Source organism: Ruminococcus flavefaciens (assembly GCF_900108555.1).
Taxonomy (GTDB): Bacteria; Bacillota; Clostridia; order Oscillospirales; family Ruminococcaceae; genus Ruminococcus; species Ruminococcus flavefaciens_P.
Genome location: NZ_FNWV01000001.1, coordinates 521,520 through 540,354 on the forward strand (window position 1 = coordinate 521,520; position 18,835 = coordinate 540,354).

Consider the following 18,835-nt stretch of genomic DNA (forward strand, 5'->3'; position numbering starts at 1 on the left):
TGAGGTAAAAAATGGCTAAATCAAAATATATATACACCTGTAATCAGTGCGGCTACGAAAGCACAAAATGGAACGGAAAATGTCCCTCCTGCGGAGCTTGGAACAGCTTCGAGGAGGACATCGCCGATACTGCTCCTGTTGGTATGCGTTCATCGGCATCAAACGGAGCTGCTCCCGACCTTTCCGACAATATCCTCGAACTTGAGGATATCGGTGCAGACAGCGATGTCCGCTATGATACAGGTATCGGAGAGCTTAACAGAGTCCTCGGCGGAGGTCTTGTAAAAGGCTCTCTTGTTCTTCTCGGAGGAGAACCGGGTATCGGTAAGAGTACCATACTCCTCCAGATATGCCAGTTTCTCGGTGAGGAACATTCCGTACTCTACGTTTCGGGAGAAGAGTCAGCAAGGCAGATAAAGCTCCGCGCAAAGAGGCTCGGAGTCGATACGGAAAACCTTTACATACTCACAGCAACAGACGCTGAGGCAATATCTCAGACTATCGCTTCAAGTGCTCCCGATATCGCTATAATAGACTCCATACAGACTATGAGCATAAGCCATATCACATCAAGTCCCGGAAGTCTCACACAGGTAAGAGAATGTACCAACCTGTTCATGCATACCGCCAAAAATCAGGAGATACCGATAATCATCGTTGGTCACGTAAACAAGGACGGTGCTATTGCAGGTCCAAAGGTAATGGAGCATATCGTTGACGCTGTGCTTTATTTCGAGGGCGAAAGGCATCAGAGCTACCGTATACTCCGCGCTGTTAAGAACCGTTTCGGCTCTACTAACGAGATAGGTGTATTCGAGATGCTTGACAAGGGACTGCGTGAGGTATCAAATCCGTCGCAGATGCTCCTTGAAGGTCGTCCCCATAACGTATCGGGAACCTGCGTAGCCTGTGTCATGGAGGGCAGCCGCCCTATACTTGCGGAGGTGCAGGCACTTGCCGCAAAGACCAGCTATTCTGCTCCGCGCCGTATGGTCACGGGATTTGACTTCAACAGGCTAAATATAATAATCGCCGTACTTGAAAAACGTCTCGGCATATTCATGGGCGGACTGGACGTTTACCTCAATATCGTCGGCGGCTTCAAGCTTGACGAGCCCGCAGGCGACCTGCCCGTAGCAATGGCTCTGTACTCAGGCATAATGGATAAGCAGATAGACGAGCAGCTCATAGCTTTCGGTGAGATAGGTCTTGGCGGAGAGATACGCTCGGTATCACATATAGTACAGCGTATACGCGAGGCTGAACGCATGGGCTTTACCACCTGTGTAGTGCCGAAGCAGTCCATGTCGGCTATAGACCCAAAGGACTATAATATAAATATTATCCCTGCAAGTACACTGAAACAGGCTTTTGCCGTTATAAAATAATGTATTCCAACCACCAACTGATACTATTTAGGAGGATCTTATGAGACTTGACGGCTTCGGATTATTCGTTGAAGATATGGGAAAAATGATACGTTTTTACCGCGATGTACTTGGCTTTGAGATAAAAGAAGCCGAAGATACCTCCAACGTATATCTCATTAAGGACGGAACTCTGTTCCTGCTCTACGGCAGAAATGATTTTGAAAAGATGACCAGCCGAAAGTACGAATACATCAAAGGCATGAACGGTCATTCCGAAATAGCTTTGTATGTGGACACGTTTGAAGAAGTGGACATCGAATACAAAAAGGCTGTTGAAAAAGGCGCAGTATCAGTATTAGAACCCACTACAGAGCCGTGGGGACAGCGTACCTGCTACATTGCCGATCCCGAAGGCAATTTGATCGAGATCGGTTCATTCAATAAGCCATTTGAGCGATAAATATATAAAAAAACCGAAAGCATTGCTTTCGGTTTTTTATTATCACTTGGTTGACGGTGTAAGGTCTTTTACCTTGCCGAGGAGAAACTCCTGTATGCGGAGTGCATCGTTGGAAGTAATGCCCTTGCTGCTCTTGTCAACATCGCCGTTTGCTTCACCCTGCTCGGTGATATGGTTTTTATCAGTACCCTTTATGCCGAACTTGTCAGGATTTGCAAGTGACTGCATGATAAGTACAACATCAGACATATCTATCTCGCCGTCACAGTTTACATCGCCGTACTTCTTAGCTGCTACAGCCGGTGTTGAAGAAGTTGTGGCAGTAGTCGTAGTTGTTACAGGCTTAGCAGTAGTCGTTGTTGTGCTTGTTGAAGGCTCTGAACTGCCCTTGTAAAGATCCTTTGGCAGCTCTGAAAGCGTGATACAGAAATCGCTCTTGTAAAGCTCCTTGAATGTATCGGGATCCTGATACTCCTTACCACAGAGGAAGTGTGCCTGCTCAGAATCATACCACGGACAGAAGTACAGCCAGTAAGCGTGTTCTACCTGCATATTGTTAAGGCTCGGGCAGGAGTCGTTCTCAGGCATTGATACCATTTTATTGCCGTTAACGAATTTATTCAGAGTATAGAATATACCTGCCTCAGCGTCCTCGTTAGGAGTTCCCTGCTGTTTGCCGTCGTGGCGGTTGTACTGGCAGTTGTACTTATCGAAGCCTACGATATCCACCTTGTCATCGCCTGAGTACCACTTTGCGGAGTTGTCAGACCATGCATAGAGGTTCTGCTCCCAGATAAGATTGTGGAGCCCGTACTCGTTTGTGAGAGTATCCTGCAAGAAGTTCCAGAGCTTGTTGTATACAACTGCGCCTTCCTTGGACCACCAGAACCATGCTCCCGAACCGTCGATAGGATCATCGGTATGGCTGGGATTTCCCTCAGCTTCATGGAAAGGACGGAATATTACAGGTACACCTGCGTCCTGAAGCTTTTTCAGCTCAGCTGCAAGATTTTTCATGCAGAGCTGGAAGTAATCGTACTCCATAGTCCCCTTTACCATGCAGTTTGCAGTTACGAAGTCAGTATTCTGAGTATAAGTTGTCTTTGCGAAGTCAAGAGGCTCACCGAGAGTGTAGTCAGCCTTTACAGTCGGAACATTTACGTGCCATGAAGCTGTGCATATCCCGTTTTTCTTTGTAGCCCAGTCGATCATACGCTGTGCAACGCCGTCGTCCCATGCATAGCAGGGGCAGTAGCTTCCGAAATCAAAGCCGCGTATAGCAGGCTCTTCGCCTGTAAGCTCCTTGATGTATCTTACTTCATAGTTATAGTCGTTATATGTGTAATTGCGGTTCTGAGTGCTGTAGGTATAGACCTGTCCGTCTGGACCTGTGCAGTGCCACGGAAACTTCTCGCCCTGCTCGGTCTTGTCCCAGCTCTCCTGATCGATAACGTACTCAACGCCGTCCTGATCTACACACTTGTTTGCATTTGCGTCATAGCGGATAGTAGTTTCAACAGCGTGACCGCCGCCGTATATCTCCTGCTGTCCCGAAAGGATATGCTTACCGTAAACGCTCTTGAGATACTTCATAAGAGCCTTTGTCTCGGGAGTAGCCTTAGCGTCCACAGTAGTGCCGCTTGCCTTTGAAAGATCTGGGAACTGTGCATTATCCACCGTTACCTTATCAATAGCCATATAGCCGTACTCGCTTATGAACTCGATAGTATTTACGCCCTTGTTCATACGCACCATTCCGAAATCATAGTCTATCCACTTGTCCGAATAAGCAGCCTGTGTCGTGTACTTAACTCCGTTGATCTTTACAGCCTGCTGTCTGCCGCCCTCATTGAGTATCTGTGCTCCGCGGACAACGATAGAATACATTCCGTCCTCGGGAACAGTTACCTCAAATGATGCAGGCTGAGCTGTGAGATAATAGAAACCTTCGCCTGAGTATCCCGGTATCTCTGTCTGATAGATAGATGTCCACAGGTCTGCACCCTTCATCTTTTCGCCCTCGATAGTGTAAGGGAAAGCTGTAGCAGCAGCTGCCTCACCTGCTGCGATAGCATTGAAAAGACCTGTTGAACTGCACTGTACAGCTGCCATGACTCCCGCAGCAGCAAGTGCGATCACTTTTCTTAACTTGCTTTTCATGTTATATATCCTCCTTTTATTGGAAAACTCCAATAATTCTTTAATCTTATTATACTTTCTTTTAAGCTCAATGTCAACACTTTATCTATCTTTAAATGTAAAAAATCTGTTATAATTTAAGCTGAAAGCTTAAATTATGAAAAAAGGAACCTGATGGGGGGAGGTTCCTTTTTCCATTGTATCATTTATTTGGAGCCCGATCATATTATGATTCGGGGAGAGTGGGTATGAGATGCAGGAGATACTTCTGTATAGCCAGTGCATCACCGTTGGTTATTCCGTTGCCTCTTTGGTTAACATCTGCATTTGTAAGGTTTTCGGGAGCTATCCGGTACTTGTTCGGATTTGCAAGACTCTGCATGATAAGAACGATATCAGACATATCTATCTCGCCGTCGCCGTTTGCATCACCTGCCACACCGTTGTTATTTGGCAGTGCAGTTGATGTAGATGTTGTCATTGAAGTTGTAGTTGTAGTAGTTGCTGCGGAAGATGTAGTCTGTACAGGATTTGATGTACCGTTTGCGTAAGGATCGGGAGTTGAAGTCTGCTTAACTCCGCTGCTCATATGATAACCAATGTTCTTGTACGCACTGCCTGATGCTGTTTCAGCAAAGCCGCCTGTCTTTGGTGAGCCGTCAGCATTTCTCCATGCCTTGTGGAAATCAGTCCCCATAGCAGCAACGTTAAGTGTCATAAAGTCACTGTCCGCAGGAGTAATGATATCGCCCAGCTTTGCACCGTTAGTCATAACAGTATTTGACTTTGCAAAGTAGTACTTGCTGTTGTAGTAAATTGAGTTGGTCATATTTCCGACGAACTTATCATTTGAGACTTTAATGCCTGCCGCATTTGTCTTTGAGACCTTGCCGGTATTGATGTATGACATCATACCATTAAAGGTCGCAGATGTATCGCAGCGGTATACCATATAATTAGCCTTGCCCTTGCCGCCGATACCGTTATTGTATGCGGTGCAGTTCTTCATATCGCCGAATTTCGGGTTATTATTGTCTGTAAAGCCGCAGTTGAGGTTCTCGAATGCAAGGCAGTTCTCAACGATATGGCGTGTGCCAACACCGCCGCCGCCAAGCTTGAAGCCGTTGCCGTCACAGTCGCCGTAGCCCTTGCCGCTCTCTGTGAAACCGTTGCGGAATGCAATACAGTTCTTTATTGTTACAACGCCTATAGGACCTGTAGCTTCCTTAGCGTATAAGTCCCAGCCGTCATCAGAGTTGCAGTATGAGATACAGCCGTCAAATACATTGCCCTCGCCGCAGGTAAGCTTTGCAGCAAAGCCGTCTGCATTCTCCATTGTGGCATCATCGCAGTTATTGCGCGAGGTACAGTTCTTGACGAGATTGTTGCTTGGCCACTGTGATACGCTTGTATATGAGCTGTTATACCTCGATATCTGGAGTCCTGTATCCTGATTGCCGTCAAATATCATCATTTCGATAATATTGTTATCGCCTGAAAGGAGCATACCGTTATCCCCTGCATTTGCTATCTCAAAGCCGTAGAAGTGCCAGTATGAACCGTCAAGAACAAATCCTCGGTTTGCACCGTCAACAGCCTGTCCTGTAAAGTCGAACTTTACTTCAGCATTTGGATAAGCAGCAATAGTCTTGTATGCGCCTGCCTTGCCTGAGTTGCTTTCCTCTATCATGATAGTTGAGGTATATTTGTATGTACCTGCAAGAAGATATATAGTGCCGCCTGCGGGTACTGATTTTATAGCTGTAAGAACGTCTGTAGGTGAGTTTGCAGACTTACCGTCACCGCCGCCATTTGGTGAAGCGAAGATGATATTTCCGCCTGCTACGGGAGTTACCACAGGAGCAGACGTAGTAGTCGTTGAAGCTGCCTGTGAAACTGTGGTAGTGGTAGTAGTTATATCTGTAGCTACAGGCTGAGTAACAGTTGTAGTCGTTACTACAGGCGCAGGAGCATTATCCTCCTTGAAGCCGCTGCCGATAGCTGTTACGCTGTCCTTATATGCCACAAGTGCGGATTTAAGTCCCTGATTGACTGCATAGCTCTCATCGTCCACAGCATTGTTGAACTGCCATTTGAAGTCGCCGCCGTCAACTCGTCCTGCCTTTGATGTGACTATGGAAGGCACATCATTGGCATTATCGGGAGTATAGCTGTACATCACACTTGATGTATCGAAGTTGTTATATGAAGTTCCGCCGCTCTTTGCCTTTACGTCAGAACCTATCTTCTCTGTTCTTGAAGAAGCCTCATATGCGTCGAAATCAGTATTATTCTGCTGATATGTGGTATAAGCCTTCTGTCCTGTCATAATATTGCCGAAGGACTTTATAACGCCGCCTGCTTCACCTGAGAATGTACCGCCTGTGATATCGTCAGAGCCCTGCATGGAAATAAGCATAGGATACTTGCAGTTTCTGAAATAGTTGTTCTCAACGAAGCATGAAGCCCCCATTGTTACGCCTACACCGTACTTTGCATTGCCGTCGAAATAGTTGTTGTAGCAATGTACAGAGCAGGTCCTTATTCTGGGATGGCGTGAGTCTGAGTGGTCATACCAGTTGTGGTGGTATGTGATATAATTATCTGTCGACTCAGACTTCATACCCTGCAAGTTGCACTTGCCGTTGTCCCAGAAGTGGTTATAGGAATGAGTTATATATGTAGATGTCTTGGTATCAAGTGCTCCGTCGCCCTTTACCTGATCTGCATCGGAGCCTGCATCGCCATAGAAGAAATCGCAGTTATGCACCCATACGTGGTTATTATTCTGCTGTAATCCGCAGTTGTCGCCCTCGTTGCTGTTGCAGTTCATAAAGCCGAGGTTTCTCACCTCAACGTTTGAACAGTTTTTCATAACGAGTCCGAAGCCGTTAAGAGTTGCATCATTTCCTATTCCCTCAACGGTACAGCCTGCTGTGACCGTATCCAGCATGAGATCGCCTTTAGTGAGAACCGAGGGATCTGTTATATTACCGATGAAGCGTATATTCAGCGGTCTTGATTCTTTTCCTTTTTTGTAGCCTGTAATGATGTTCTGAACGCCTGTAAGAGTCTCTGCTCCCTTACCAGTAGCATCAATACTTGCCGTAACACTGTCCTTATTGGAGTTTGTAACATATACAACGACAGCATTGCTCTTGAGTGTGCCGTCTGCATTGTATGCACCGTTAGCATTGCCGCCTACGAAAGCGAAGCCGCTTCTGTCGTGTGCATAGGCATTTGCCTTAGTCTCGGCAGCCTTTGAACTATCCTCCCTGCCGCCTATAACAGGTACTATTTTAATAGTATGACTTCCTGCCTTGAGACCTACTGCATCAGCTCTCATGTAGCCGCTGTACTGTCTTATGAGCATACTGTCTATCTGAGTGCCGTCAACATAGACATTGTAGCCCGATGCGCCCGATACCGATGACCATGTGGCATAAACGCCCTCGCCGTAGCCTTTGCTGCTGAGCACCTTCACACTGCTATCAGCCGCATACACGGTCATTACAGAAACATCTGCGCCAAAGTCAAATACATTGGCTGTTGTACCGACTGCTGCGGACACTGTCATAACAGCCGCAGCTGCTACAGATACCGCTCTCCTTTTAAGGTCAGTTTTTTTCATAGCAAATCCCTCCAGATTTTTAATATCCTCTGAACAGTATGCCTATCGCATACCTTTTTCTCACTGTCTATATTATATGCCTCCCATGCCACTATTTCAATGACATATAATACTTATTAGATGATATTTTGTGCTATAAGTATATATAGTCTCACACAATCCGTCAATTATCATCTCATATGGTAGTAATTTTGCTATTTATATCTTATATACAGTAATAAAAGTAGAGTATCTCTTAATAAAAAGTTCATAATATTTTTCTGAAAAAATGTGAGAGATTATTTATCCTGATCCGTCTAAGTAATAGAAAGCATGAAAAATTTACAAAGGAGGTATTATTTATGCTATTCAAAAAAATATTATCAATCACACTTGCAGCTGCAATGTCAGCATCAATGATTTCAGCTGCACCTACGATCACAAGTACATCAGTAGCTGTAGCCGCTGATACAGCACAGGAAGCCTATATGGCAAAGTGTATGCTCTGTCATAAGGAAGTGCCAAAAAGCGAAATACACATTGCTTCAAACGGCTGTTCCGCTTGTTATGACTGCTATCCCGCTGCTTCATGCTGCTTCCCGACAATAACAACCAGCACAAGCGGTATTATAACTGCTATCGACAACGATTCGTTAACTCTCGACAAGGCAGGAAAATTCTTCTTCAATGCTCCCCTTGAATTACAGCACCTCACAAACAAGCTCGGTCACAAACCCAAAGTCGGTGAAAAACTGAATATGGAATATACATATGTGGATAATCCCGAGCATACAGACGATCATTATATCATAACTTTCAAAAGCGCAAGCACAGAAAACGATTCCGCTGTAACTGTGGAGGATAATGAAGTTCACGGTATTGCAGGCGTTTTCGACCATGCAGAGGACGGTTATCTCTATTTCATCAACAACGAAAAATATCCATATGGCGAATCACTGGCAGCAGCCGTCAATTCGCTCAGTAAGGGCAATATAATAAATGTTACCCTTTCATCTTCGGATACTATTATAAGTGTAGAAAAGACAATTGAAGGCACAACTACAGCAACAAGCGTCCAGACATCAATAACGACAACGACCACCTGCATTAACACGACATTGCCTGCTACTACAACCTACTGGAAACAATATGCTCTTTCCCTGATCCCTCCTGAAAAAACCGAATACAATATCGGTGAAGAGCTTGATTTCACAGGCGGAAGCGCATACGGAACCGTATATGATTCTCTCGGAATGCTCGGAGATACTTTCCCACAGCCAATAGATTCAAAGTATTTCAAGGTAGACTCATCTGAATTTGACAACACAAAGCCGGGTACTTATACTATCTACGTAACATACGGCGAAGGCGAAGGAATGGCTAAGCAATCATTTAAGGTAACTGTCCGCGGAGCTGTTACTTCTCAGCCCGTAACAACTGCTACGATCACAACTACGTTAACAGCTCCGGTAACAAGCGTCAAAGAATATGACCGCACATCGTTCAGAGGTACTTTCGACAGCTATGTTGATTGTGGTAGCTATAAGGAGCTTTATCTCAGCGGCGGTATAAAATACACTTTAAGTTCTCTCCGTCTCGAAGGCGGTCTTTCCGATGAAAAAGTCACAGAAATACTAAAGAGCCTCAATAAGGGCGATAATATAATAGTAACTGCTAATCAAAGCTATATGGCTGTAAACTATCTCTATGATATTTTCAGCATTGATCTATATTCTGTTACAACTCACTATAACCCGAGCCCTACCACAACAGCTAATGTATCTTACCCTTACGGCGGTACAAATAACGATGTTCCCGACCATTCAACAACATATACAGAACCTGAACTCTGGATGTACGGTACAGGCGTTGACCACTTCAACGAGATAAAGACTATCCCAACAAAGACTATCTACGACGAGGGCGAGTCACTCGATCTGAGCGGTCTTGCTATCAGTGCTTACCACAGCGTAAACAGACATTCAAACAAGGGCAATTTTGAGGTTTTAAGGACCGATTACTTATGGGATATCACAAACATTTATCCCGAATACATCAAGATAGAGTCACTTGACGGAAAGACTTCTGTTTCAGCCGATGAGTTCAGCACACTCAAGGGCGGTGCTTATATCGTAAAGATAGGTACAGACGGCAGCTTCAAGTGCAATGTAGAAGGTGAATCATCCGACCGCACTGTTTATGACACACAATCAGTTGAATTCTCTTTTATAGTCTACATCAATTCAGCTGATAAGTCAGCTAAGCTCGTTAAGATCAGCAACGCTGAGGTCACAGACTTCACTATCGGTTCAGAAAACGGATTTGTTATAAGCAAGATCGGCTCTTACACTATTAACAACAGAGAAAGTATGCTCGGAAGCAGCAGTGCTGACTTAGATCTCCGCAAGGGCGATATAGTTTCAGGCGATATCTATGTTGATCCTGATAACAATACTATCATTCGCGGCGAACTTGAAGTAAGCAAATACACAGGTGATATCGGTGATGCCAATGGGGACAGCTCACTTGATATGGGCGATGTCGTACTTATAATGCAGTCTCTCGCAAATCCTAACAAGTACGGCGAAAACGGTACTGACGAAAACCACATCACAAAGAGAGGATCTGCTCTCGGCGATATTAACGGCGGCGGTCTCTCAACTCAGGACGCACTTGCAATACAGCGCATACTCCTCGGTCTTGATTAAAAATAACGCAGCACAAATAACATTCAGCAGCGAAAGCAGCTGCAACTGCAAAACATGATATAGTTAACAAGGCTCTCCTGTACGGAGAGCCTTGTTTATGTCCGCATGACGCAAAAAAGCTCCGCATATAGCGGAGCTTTTCAATTCTTAGAAAAGATCAAAATTGCCGAATATGTTATCGTCGATAACGTAATATACCTTGTTGATCTCAGGTCTTACGTATACAACAACGCTCTTAGCAGACTTTACTCCGGCAACAGCCTTTGCTTTATCAATGAGGTCTGTACCTGCAACTTCAGCACCATTGTACTGAATGAATACCTTTCTCTCCTCAGCTGTTTCCTTCTTTGCAGCAGGCTTCTTAGCAGCTGGAGCCTTCTTCTCAGCAGGCTTCTTTGCAGCAGCTTTCTTCTCTGCTGGCTTCTTAGCAGCTGGAGCCTTCTTCTCAGCAGGCTTCTTTGCAGCAGCCTTTTTCTCAGCTGGCTTCTTTGCAGCAGCAGCCTTCTTCTCCTCTACAGGAGCAGCTGTCTCAACTACTTTTGTTTCTGCAGTCTTCTTCTCCGGCATGATAATATCCTCCTTAGAATTACTTGTTTACAGCGTTCTTGAATGCCTGACCAGCCTTGAAAGCAGGAGCCTTTGAAGCTGGAGCCGTCATCATCTTCTTTGTCTGAGGATTGATTACCTGCTTCTCCTTACGGTCACGTACTTCAAATGTTCCAAAGCCTACGATTGAAACCTTCTCTCCGCTTGCGAGAGCATCTGTAATTGTTGAGATGATAGCGTTTACAGCAGTCTCTGCATTCTTCTTTGTGAAGTCTGCCTTGTCGGCAACTGCACTGATTAATTCGGTCTTTGTCATAATTTTATCCTCCATAAATAAGATTTTACAATTGAATTATATACCCTTTGTGATGATTTGTCAAGGAATTCGTAAAAAAATGACAAATCTACCTATATTTGGCTGTATACCGCCCCATTTTTATTCAATTCCGCCATAGAATTTGCCTATTTTCCGTTGAGAACTGCCTTGTTAAGCATTTATCATTTTACTTTTTGTATATTATATCTAAAATATTCCGAAATATACACTGAAATCAGCCCTTTGAAGGTAAAAAAATCAACGTTTTCAGCACTGACTTTCTAAACTTTTTGTGAACTCGCGCTAAAATACAGGTTTTTCAACATATTTATAAGAATAAATTGAAGAAGCTCCCCCGAAAAGAGTATAAAAATGCCATAGTATCTCTGAGGCTCAGAAATACTATGGCTTGTTATTTTAGTCTGCGATAAGCTTACCATTTGCGTCAATGTCAATGTCGATAACATCGCCTGCTGACAGATTGCCGCCTATGATACGCTTTGCTGCAAGAGTCTCAACGTTTCGCTGTATAAATCTTCTCAGCGGTCTTGCTCCGAAATTCGGATCGTAACCACATTCAACGATATAGTTCTTAGCCGCATCGCTTACATTTATACGTATGTGCTTGTCGTCAAGACGCTTCTGAAGGTCTGTAAGCATAAGGTCAACTATCTTGATTATCTCAGTCTTAGCCAGCGGCTTGTAGAAGATTATCTCATCAAGACGGTTAAGGAACTCAGGTCTGAACTGAGTTTTCAGCAGTCCTTCCACCTGCGAACGTGCTTCATCGGTTATTTCGCCGTTTTCGTCTATGCCCTCAAGGATATACGGTGAACCGAGGTTTGAAGTGAGTATGATTATGGTATTCTTGAAGTCAACTGTTCTGCCCTGTGAATCGGTGATACGTCCGTCGTCAAGAACTTGCAGGAGTATATTGAACACATCGGGGTGAGCCTTTTCTATCTCATCAAAGAGTACAACAGAATAAGGCTTTCTGCGGACTGCTTCCGTGAGCTGACCGCCCTCATCGTAACCAACATAGCCTGGAGGCGCACCAATAAGTCTGCTTACGCTGAATTTCTCCATGTATTCGCTCATGTCGATACGGATAATATTTCTCTCGTCATCGAAGAGTATCTCTGAAAGTGCCTTTGCAAGCTCTGTCTTACCCACACCTGTAGGTCCGAGGAAGAGGAATGAGCCGATAGGTCTGTCAGGAGCCTGTATGCCTGCGCGTGAACGCAGGATAGCTTCGCTTACCTTTGTAACAGCCTCGTCCTGTCCGATAACTCTCTTGTGAAGAAGACCTTCAAGTCCAAGTATCTTTTCCTTTTCGCCCTCCATGAGCTTTGATACAGGGATACCTGTCCAGCGGCATACTATCTTTGCTATCTCGTCCTCAGTTACCTTGTCACGGAGAAGTCTGCCGTTCTCCACATCATGTTCAGCCTGCTTTTCAAGCTCTTCCAACTGCTTCTGGAGCTGTGGGAGCTTGCCGTATTTCAGCTCGGCAGCCTTGTTGAGGTCGTATTCACGCTCTGCCTTATCTATCTCGCCGCCTGTCTTTTCTATCTCCTCACGGAGCTTCTGAACAGCGGAGATATCGTTCTTTTCGTTCTCCCACTTTGCCTTCATGCTGTTGAACTTCTCACGTAGCTCTGCAAGCTCTTTCTGTATCTCTTCAAGATGCTCCTGAGAGATATTGTCGCTCTCCTTTGTCAGCGCAGCTTCTTCAATTTCAAGCTGTACTATCTTACGTGAGATCACATCGAGCTCAGTAGGCATAGAGTCCATTTCTGTACGGATAGTTGCGCAGGCTTCATCAATGAGGTCGATAGCCTTATCGGGCAGGAAACGGTCTGTAATATAACGATTAGAGAGTACAGCTGCCGAGATAAGTGCATTATCGCTTATCTTAACGCCGTGGAACACTTCATAACGCTCTTTGAGTCCACGAAGTATGGAGATAGTATCCTCAACGCTTGGCTCGTCCACCATAACAGGCTGGAAACGACGCTCCAGTGCAGGGTCTTTCTCGATGTACTGGCGGTACTCATTAAGTGTTGTAGCACCGATACAATGCAGCTCACCTCTTGCAAGCATAGGCTTCAAAAGGTTGCCTGCGTCCATAGCACCGTCTGTCTTGCCTGCACCAACGATAGTGTGAAGCTCATCAATAAAGAGCAGTATCTGTCCGTTGCTGTTCTTTATCTCATTGAGGACAGCTTTCAGACGCTCCTCAAACTCGCCTCTGTACTTTGCTCCTGCGACGAGAGCTCCCATGTCAAGTGAGAACACCTTGCGGTCTTTAAGGCTGTCTGGCACATCGCCTGCCACGATACGCAGGGCAAGTCCCTCAGCAATGGCAGTTTTTCCGACACCCGGCTCACCAATGAGCACAGGGTTGTTTTTCGTTTTTCTTGAGAGTATGCGGATAACGTTTCGTATCTCGCTGTCACGTCCGATAACGGGATCAAGCTTGTTTCTCCTCGCAAGTCCAACGAGCTCCTGACCGTATTTTGTAAGGACATCGTATGTGTCCTCAGGATTTTCACTGGTAACTCTTGTATTTCCTCTGACGGACATAAGTGCGCTGAGGAAGCTGTCACGGGTAATATTAAAGGTGCCGAGCAGCTGAGATACATCTCTGTCCTTGCTGTCTATAAGCGCAAGCATGAGGTGCTCAACAGAAACAAATTCGTCCTTCATATTTGAAGCGATGCCCTCAGCAGATGTGAGAACTCTGTCGCACTCAGCCGAAATTCCGATATTACTGCTTCTGCCGCTGCCTGTTACCTTTGGCAGTCCGTTCATCTTCTTCTCGACTTCGGAGTCGAAGATATCCTCGTCAATATTCATCTTTTTAAGAAGCTGCGGTATAAGTCCGTTCTCCTGCCGAACAAGTCCTGCAAGAAGATGAATAGGTTCGATCACTGAGTTTGAGAGCATTACAGCAATGCTCTGTGCCTTTCTCACAGCGTCTATGGATTTCTGAGTCAATTTCTCTGCATTCATATTTATTCCTCCATTCACATTTTCTTTCTTATCAACAAATCATTTTCTTCACTAAATAATATACCTGCCCAGCAGTGCCCGATAATTCTTTTCAAGTATGGGCGCATTTTCGCCGAATTCACTCGGAGATGCAAAATAGACTTTCACTGCATGGTCGAGATCCTTGATGTACTCGCCTATTGCTTCGCCCACCTGCTCGCCTGACAGCTTTCCTGTATTTATAAGGCTTCGTGAAAAGCTTCCGTCACCTATCTCACAGCTGTACTTATTTATACCAAGCTGCTTCAAATATGAGTTTTCAAGCTTTGCACGATACGCAAAAAAGCTGTGGAACATATCTATAAGCGCAGCACTCTGCGTCCTTATATTCACTCTCAGCGTACCTATATAGTCCGACGGTGAGCGTTCAAGCTCCACCTTATAATTGATAGTAGGTCGGTACTTGTATTCCAGTGCCGTCCGCACTGTCATAAGCGACGGTGAACGCTGCTCCTGTATGCGAAAGCTGCTGCTCACAAGCTCTGCCACCTGTTCAAAGATCTCCCTCATACGCATCTCGGGGGTAACACAGGAAAGGTGCTCGGCAAGTATCTGATTTATAAGATTTGAGCGGCTCGTTCCCATTCGGTAAGCCTGTTCGTCCACGGCTTTTATAACATCGTCCATAAGAACGAGACTGTATACACTTTTTTTCACGGGTACATCACTTCCCTTCTTCATTACATATATACTATCACGGATTATAGAATTTGTCAAGCGGATTATATAATCTTTCACGCAAATTTCACAATGCAAAAAAAAATCCGCTCAGAGGGAGCGGATATTCGACTCAAACGATTTCTCGTTTAGCACTGTGAGTCGAGCCATAGACGATAAGTTAAAACAAATTATTGAGAATAGAAAACATGAAAAAATTACAAATGAAAGGGGTTAGTTTTATTACTTGACAAAACTATTTCTATGGCGTGCAAGTGAACTAATACTCAATATCAAGCACATGAGAGGGGAGGGTACTTGATGTTGAATACCAATAATCTTCATTTGCTGTATTTATTATATTGCATTATCACGTACTTTACAATATACATTTGTCTACAAAAATATAATAATGTGTACTTTTGCTCTTTTTTTCATATTTTTTCAAGTTAATTTTATGTAAATAAGTATTTATATATTACATATTTACATTTACTTTATAATAATTCTTTTATTTTGTCGTAAATAAGTTTAGTCCTTCTTCTATGGTGAAAGTCTCGGTATCTTCACCGTTTATTACAACATAGAATGTGTTCCCTGCTGTTATTTCAGGTGCGAGCATCATAAGACTTCTGAACTCTGTATGCGGAACAAATGTAGCCATTTGCACATCATTGAGCACCATTTCAACGCTGCTGCCGCCCTCAACAGGATCAACGAGATCCATGATAACATAAGGTCTCTCGGAATATGTCGGCACAGATACCTGATTGCCTGCTGCGAATACGTATCCGCCTGTATAGCTGAATGTTCCCATAGCATAAATAGAACGCTTTTCTTCTTTATATCCGCCTGAGATCATAGTACAGCCGCCGTTTATATTTATAGTACCCTTGGATTTGATTCCGTTTGTACCACCCTTGATGTTTACTCTGCCGCCGTTGATCGTTATATCATCATGTACCATAATTCCCGACTTTGCAGACATGATATTATATGTACCGTTATCAACGATAACATCGTCATCACAGGATATACCGTGAGAATTGTTTGCAGTTATATACAGCTCACCGTTACCTTTAAGTCTGAGGGTATCATTTGAGAAGATAGCTCCGTCGTATATCTTGTTGTCGCCGCCGGAAGTAAGGAAATTCGCTGTTCCGTCCTTCACCTTGATAGTACACTTTTTAGCCTCATCAATAAGAATAACAGGTCCGTTTGAGTTTGCTATATCAACGCCGTTGAGCACTATCGTCACCTTATCTGTAGGAGACTCTGTATCAACGCAGATATATCCGTTGGTAAGGCTTCCTGTAAAGATATAATCGCCCTCAGATGTAATAGTTACTGCCGAGCCGTTCACCTTAACATTGCTGCCCTTTACATTTACCTCACTGCCGAGAGTTACCTCAGCAGTATATTTCATGTTATCTTCGATCGTTGTTGGTTCAGAGGAATTGTTAGTCGGTGCAGTTGGTGGCTGTGTAGCAGGCTGTGTACTCTGATTTTGCTCATTGCCGTTATTTTCACTGCTGCCCTCACCGCTGCCGCCTCCATTATTACCTCCATTATAGCCGCTGAAACCGCCGCCGTAATAGTTGTTCTGGAAGCCGCCCCACGCATTATTGCCATTGGGCTGTCCCCCGTTGTATGAACCGCCGTTATTTGGATTACTGTTACCCCAGAAGTTATTGTTATTATTCTGCGAATAATTATTTCCGTTCACTGGCGGTGCTGAATTACCGCCCTGAGGAGCATTGCCGTTGGGCATACCTCCCCCGTTATTGCCGTTCTGCGGCATATTCTGACCACCGTTGCTCTGCTGCTGTTTATTCTGCTGGCTGTCGCCCCAGTCAAGCTTCTTTTGTGAGTTCTTGGTGGTAGTTTCAGTATATACGGTCGGTCTCTGGTCTTTGTCAGACTCAGGTACTTCATCTTTTCCGCAGGATATAGTTGTTATCAGTGTTAAAAGTGCAGCAGCCGCTGCAATAAACCTTCTATATTTCATATCTGTATCTCCTTTTCCAAATATGCAAAATTTGTCAGACCTATAATTAGAGCCTGACAAATTCGCTGGAGAGGGTTTTAATTTTTTATATCAGCCTTCGTAGATCTTATCGTCATACTTGAAGAATACGAGGTTGATGGTCATATTGCCGTTAAGAGCACGGAGCTCATCAACGAACTTCTTCTGGTCGATATTGTCAAGAACATCAACGCTGTAGATAAGCTCAAAGAGTGTACCGAAGTTTGTTGTCTTAACTCTTCTGAGCTTGTGGTATGTAGTGTATCTGCCGAGTACAGGCTCAAATACGCCCTGATAGTCAAGGTTCTCGGGGATAGCGATCTTGAGAGTCATATGTCTCTTCTTGCAGCCGCCGAAGTCTGTCTCGCTGAGGATAAACATTACAACGCCGAGGATAATGAAGAATACGATAGCAAAGCCGATGTATCCTATTCCGCAGGCTGTACCTGCTGCCATTGCGAAGAAAATGTACGCAATATCTTTCGGGTCACCCGCAACGCTTCTGAATCGTACAAGTGTGAATGCACCTGCAAGGCTGAGTGCGCCTGCTGTTGTATTGATAAGTAAAAGGATAAGTGAAACGATAGTCGGAAGCATTATCATTGTCAGAACGTAGCTCTGAGAATAACCCTCTTTTCTATGAGTTACGATGTAGATAAGGCTTATGAGGAAACCTATCACAAGAGCTGCGCCAACGCAGAGGAAAAACTCTCCCGCTTTAATAGGTACCAATGAAGTGCTTGTGCCTAAAACCGAATCACTCGACTCATAGTACTTTGAAAGTACATTTCCGAAAAAACCGTGTTCAAACATAAATTATACGCTCCTGTTCATAATTACGTTATTATTAACCATTGAGATGCCTGATATATAGATCCTTCTTCCTGTTGTCTGCTGAGCACCCTCGATCTGAGTCTTAACAAAATTCTGGTATGCTCTGCCGTACTTTGAGAAGCTGGTCTTGAATATGCCCAGTTCAGACATCTTGCCTACCAGCCAGTCAGGAATAGCGTTTGAGACCTTAACTTCCATAAGTCTCTGGTCTGCGCCGATTATATAATTGCCGTAGCTCTCATAGTTCAATCCGAGATCATAGCGACGCTCAGTTATCTTTCTGTCAAATGTAAGACGGAAATCGTGATCGTGCTTTCCGAAGAAAGCCTCGCGCTGATAACTGATGTACTGCTTTGGTGCGATGGGGTAATTGTCAAGGAACACATCAAGCTCTCTGAAGACCTGCTCTGTTATGTACTTATCGAATGCAGGCTTTGTTCTGTCAGCGAAATACGCATCTGAATCTGCAAGAGTCATTGACACTCTTCTCTTTGTAACAATACCGCCGATCTTTTTCTTTATTTCAAGGAATACCTTGTCATCGGGCTTTGCAGGCGAATAGTAGCTGCGAAGTCTGATCTTTTCCTTGTAATAAGGCTTTGAGAGGGACTCTCTTATAAGATAATCGTCCGGAGTATCATAGTAGATATTGTAGATACCGTACTCCTTACCGCCTATACAGTAATCATCAGGATTCATATACTCCGATATGACCTCCATCAGTCCGTGATACTGATCCATATTAAGGAGAAATTTAATTTCTTTTCGAGCAAATGTATTGATTGCCATAACTGCCTCCATAACGGATACCTCCGCATGGAGTCTCACACTCCTTTCGTATCATTTGATTACATTATAGTAGCCGTTCCTTAAAATAGTCTTAAGTTTGCCACTAATTCACCAAATCTTCATCTCTATTCCACAAAAGGAGAATAAAAGCTGTTTTTCGCCTGTAATACGTCCTTTGCGATCACCATACAATGAATTTTTATTTTGGTTATAAGAATTGCCTTGCAGCCAAATAACAATATTTTGTTTATTATTGTTGAAATATACCATTATTTTGCCATAGGCGTATTGCATTTTTAAGTTAAATCACCCCTTTTGTATATAAA

At 44.2% G+C, this 18,835-nt stretch carries 12 protein-coding genes; 3 read left to right on the forward strand and 9 right to left on the reverse strand.

Features of this window, described 5'->3' with window-relative positions; genetic code table 11:
* Nucleotides 1-11: 11 nt before the first annotated feature.
* Entirely contained in the window at nt 12-1,388 is a 1,377-nt protein-coding gene (radA, locus tag BLW60_RS02230) for a DNA repair protein RadA (RefSeq protein WP_074714261.1), read from the forward strand.
* Nucleotides 1,389-1,428: 40 nt separating this feature from the next.
* On the forward strand, nt 1,429-1,830 hold the full coding sequence (locus BLW60_RS02235) for a VOC family protein (protein ID WP_074714262.1): 402 nt from the start codon (nt 1,429-1,431) through the stop codon (nt 1,828-1,830).
* A 42-nt stretch (nt 1,831-1,872) separates the two neighbouring features.
* Here the strand turns inward: BLW60_RS02235 and BLW60_RS02240 are convergent, their stop codons facing one another.
* Complete coding sequence (locus BLW60_RS02240; protein ID WP_074714263.1) at nt 1,873-3,990, reverse strand: glycosyl hydrolase; 2,118 nt, start codon at nt 3,988-3,990, stop codon at nt 1,873-1,875.
* 205 nt (nt 3,991-4,195) lie between these two features.
* Complete coding sequence (locus BLW60_RS02245) at nt 4,196-7,600, reverse strand: pectate lyase family protein (RefSeq protein ID WP_074714264.1); 3,405 nt, start codon at nt 7,598-7,600, stop codon at nt 4,196-4,198.
* Nucleotides 7,601-7,941: 341 nt separating this feature from the next.
* Between BLW60_RS02245 and BLW60_RS02250 the strand changes: the two genes are divergently transcribed.
* Nucleotides 7,942-10,287, forward strand: a complete 2,346-nt coding sequence (locus BLW60_RS02250) for a bacterial Ig-like domain-containing protein (RefSeq protein WP_074714265.1) — start codon at nt 7,942-7,944, stop codon at nt 10,285-10,287.
* Between the two features lie 147 nt (nt 10,288-10,434).
* On the opposite strand, the gene BLW60_RS16370 is transcribed toward BLW60_RS02250, so the two are convergent.
* The 7 genes from BLW60_RS16370 to BLW60_RS02285 all read right to left on the reverse strand — a co-directional run bounded on the left by BLW60_RS16370 (nt 10,435) and on the right by BLW60_RS02285 (nt 18,521).
* Nucleotides 10,435-10,854, reverse strand: a complete 420-nt coding sequence (locus BLW60_RS16370; protein WP_074714266.1) for a DUF6465 family protein — start codon at nt 10,852-10,854, stop codon at nt 10,435-10,437.
* 19 nt (nt 10,855-10,873) lie between these two features.
* Complete coding sequence (locus tag BLW60_RS02260; RefSeq protein WP_028518446.1) at nt 10,874-11,149, reverse strand: HU family DNA-binding protein; 276 nt, start codon at nt 11,147-11,149, stop codon at nt 10,874-10,876.
* 417 nt (nt 11,150-11,566) lie between these two features.
* On the reverse strand, nt 11,567-14,164 hold the full coding sequence (gene clpB / locus BLW60_RS02265; RefSeq protein WP_074714267.1) for an ATP-dependent chaperone ClpB: 2,598 nt from the start codon (nt 14,162-14,164) through the stop codon (nt 11,567-11,569).
* 51 nt (nt 14,165-14,215) lie between these two features.
* Nucleotides 14,216-14,860 (reverse strand): hypothetical protein, encoded by a 645-nt coding sequence (locus BLW60_RS02270; protein WP_139283352.1) that lies wholly within the window; start codon nt 14,858-14,860, stop codon nt 14,216-14,218.
* A 511-nt stretch (nt 14,861-15,371) separates the two neighbouring features.
* Nucleotides 15,372-16,868: a carbohydrate-binding domain-containing protein gene (locus tag BLW60_RS02275; protein WP_074714269.1), complete on the reverse strand. Its 1,497-nt coding sequence runs from the start codon at nt 16,866-16,868 to the stop codon at nt 15,372-15,374.
* A gap of 90 nt (nt 16,869-16,958) precedes the next feature.
* The gene (locus BLW60_RS02280) at nt 16,959-17,699 is read right to left on the reverse strand and encodes a DUF4956 domain-containing protein (protein WP_074714270.1); all 741 of its coding nucleotides are present in this window, start codon (nt 17,697-17,699) and stop codon (nt 16,959-16,961) included.
* 3 nt (nt 17,700-17,702) lie between these two features.
* Complete coding sequence (locus BLW60_RS02285; protein WP_074714271.1) at nt 17,703-18,521, reverse strand: polyphosphate polymerase domain-containing protein; 819 nt, start codon at nt 18,519-18,521, stop codon at nt 17,703-17,705.
* Between the last annotated feature and the right edge of the window lie 314 nt (nt 18,522-18,835).

Bases quoted from the DNA above. Each gene is read 5' to 3' on its own strand.
- radA (WP_074714261.1), top strand. From the start codon at position 12: ATGGCTAAATCAAAATATATATACACCTGTAATCAGTGCGGCTACGAA.
- BLW60_RS02235 (WP_074714262.1), top strand. From the start codon at position 1,429: ATGAGACTTGACGGCTTCGGATTATTCGTTGAAGATATGGGAAAAATG.
- BLW60_RS02240 (WP_074714263.1), bottom strand. From the start codon at position 3,990: ATGAAAAGCAAGTTAAGAAAAGTGATCGCACTTGCTGCTGCGGGAGTC.
- BLW60_RS02245 (WP_074714264.1), bottom strand. From the start codon at position 7,600: ATGAAAAAAACTGACCTTAAAAGGAGAGCGGTATCTGTAGCAGCTGCG.
- BLW60_RS02250 (WP_074714265.1), top strand. From the start codon at position 7,942: ATGCTATTCAAAAAAATATTATCAATCACACTTGCAGCTGCAATGTCA.
- BLW60_RS16370 (WP_074714266.1), bottom strand. From the start codon at position 10,854: ATGCCGGAGAAGAAGACTGCAGAAACAAAAGTAGTTGAGACAGCTGCT.
- BLW60_RS02260 (WP_028518446.1), bottom strand. From the start codon at position 11,149: ATGACAAAGACCGAATTAATCAGTGCAGTTGCCGACAAGGCAGACTTC.
- clpB (WP_074714267.1), bottom strand. From the start codon at position 14,164: ATGAATGCAGAGAAATTGACTCAGAAATCCATAGACGCTGTGAGAAAG.
- BLW60_RS02275 (WP_074714269.1), bottom strand. From the start codon at position 16,868: ATGAAATATAGAAGGTTTATTGCAGCGGCTGCTGCACTTTTAACACTG.
- BLW60_RS02280 (WP_074714270.1), bottom strand. From the start codon at position 17,699: ATGTTTGAACACGGTTTTTTCGGAAATGTACTTTCAAAGTACTATGAG.
- BLW60_RS02285 (WP_074714271.1), bottom strand. From the start codon at position 18,521: ATGGAGGCAGTTATGGCAATCAATACATTTGCTCGAAAAGAAATTAAA.